3 protein-coding genes are annotated in these 1,586 nt (G+C 50.6%); 2 read left to right on the top strand and 1 reads right to left on the bottom strand.

The genetic code is table 11. The annotated features are described in order from the left end of the window. A partial coding sequence (locus L691_RS30245; protein ID WP_036738341.1) for a glycine betaine ABC transporter substrate-binding protein occupies positions 1-274 on the top strand: 274 nt, incomplete at its 5' end. 121 nt (positions 275-395) lie between these two features. Here the strand turns inward: L691_RS30245 and L691_RS33215 are convergent. Next, positions 396-524 carry a DUF4179 domain-containing protein gene (locus tag L691_RS33215; RefSeq protein ID WP_198023118.1) on the bottom strand — a complete coding sequence of 43 codons (129 nt, stop codon included), beginning with the start codon at positions 522-524 and terminating at the stop codon, positions 396-398. Positions 525-840: 316 nt separating this feature from the next. Here L691_RS33215 and L691_RS0125780 point away from each other — a divergent pair, with 316 nt between their 5' ends. Beyond that, complete coding sequence (locus tag L691_RS0125780; protein WP_025693085.1) at positions 841-1,452, top strand: TVP38/TMEM64 family protein; 612 nt, start codon at positions 841-843, stop codon at positions 1,450-1,452. The last annotated feature ends 134 nt before the right edge of the window (positions 1,453-1,586 follow it).

Here is a 1,586-nt window from a genome sequence, read left to right on the forward strand (position 1 = left end):
GCACTGGATGTTCGCCAACATGGATCTTAAATATCTGAACGATCCCCAAGGCGTATACGGCGGCGATGAGCAGATTCACACATTGGCCCGTAAAGGTCTGAATGACGATCAGCCGGATGTTCACCGGTTCCTGGACCAGTTCCAGTGGACGCCGGAGGATATGGCGAAGGGGATGGTTGCCATTCAGGGCGGACAATCCCCGGAGGAAGCGGCCAAGGTTTGGGTTGGCGCCAATCCGGATAAAGTCAAGGAATGGACGGCGGGTATTGAGTAAGCTTGTCTGACGGGATGCCCGGCGACAAGAACATACGTTGTTAAAAGGAAGGGGTGTCCCCAAAAGCCTTGAACCGGCTGCGGAGACACCCCTCTTTTTTGCGCGGAATATGATTTAGCCCCTAATTCTTCGAGTACATACGGCTATCCGTAACAGCGCCGGCTACATCGACACGATAACCTTTGTTTTCCGCCCTCTGGCGAACCGGCTTTACGAGATTCTGGTCGTCATCCACTGTATTTCCCACCATTCACCACTCCCCCTTTTTCTATTAGTGTTGGTATTGGGAAGAAGTCCTCTAAATTCATGTTCCTGAAAGTAAGACGCGGCAGACCGGGAAAACGATTGATTTTTCTTATATGCGCCGCTAGTATCTTACAGTGAATTAGCAAGTATGCTATGATGAAATGACTCATTAAATGATAGACTACAAATGATAGACTACAAATGATAGACTACAGTGATTTTTCGTTTACCAACACCCCTTAGGGGGTGTTTTCTTTCAAATATCTGAATATGATCAGAAGCAGGGCTGCCGGGCAAGGAGTACGGAGAGGAGAGCATGCATGACAGAATTGGTAAACTCCTGGATTGATTGGCTGCTGCAGGTGCTGGGCCTAAGCGGACCGGCAATACTCTTGGTTACGATCCCGCTCGCGCTTCTTCAGAGCTTGTTCGGATTTTTCCCGTTCGTTATATTGATTGTGCTGCATGTCTCGGTATTCGATATAGTAGGCGGGATGCTGATCAGCTGGCTGATCTGTAATCTAGGAGGTCTGTTCGTATTTTACCTGTCCCGAAGGTATTTGTTTCACTGGTTTGACCGGAGATGGGGCAGGAAGCTGAAGCGGTATGACAAATGGCAGCGTTATTTGAACCGTTACGGGATCTGGACGCTGGTGCTGCTTCGGACGATACCGATTATTCCCAATAATGTGATTAATATTATGTCTGCGGTGTCAACCTTGCCTCATTCGGCTTTTATCTGGGGAACGGCGCTCGGAAATCTATCCTATATTTGGCTGTTCGGCACCATTGGTTCTTCGCTCATTGTTCCGAGAGAGGAATGGGGTGTTTATCTGACCGGTTACGCCATGTTCATCATCGTGCTGCTTGCTCTCTTCATCTGGAAGCATTGGGGCCATCTGCAGGAGGATAAACGGGAGCGGATGGTGTGATTCGGCTTTAAAAAGTAGAAACGTTTGCGTAACAAAATAGAACGCTTGTCTGGTGCGCCGCGCCGGGGGCGCGCCGTCCACGGCGGAGCCGGACGCGGGCGGCGGAGCGAGCCCTGCTGGTCACGGTGGGCCGG

Source organism: Paenibacillus zanthoxyli JH29 (assembly GCF_000520715.1).
In the GTDB taxonomy this organism is placed as follows: Bacteria; Bacillota; Bacilli; order Paenibacillales; family Paenibacillaceae; genus Paenibacillus_AQ; species Paenibacillus_AQ zanthoxyli.

What these genes read in the sequence shown, in the direction of transcription:
- L691_RS0125780 (WP_025693085.1), top strand. Translation starts at nt 841, where the DNA reads ATGACAGAATTGGTAAACTCCTGGATTGATTGGCTGCTGCAGGTGCTG.
- L691_RS33215 (WP_198023118.1), bottom strand. Translation starts at nt 524, where the DNA reads ATGGTGGGAAATACAGTGGATGACGACCAGAATCTCGTAAAGCCGGTT.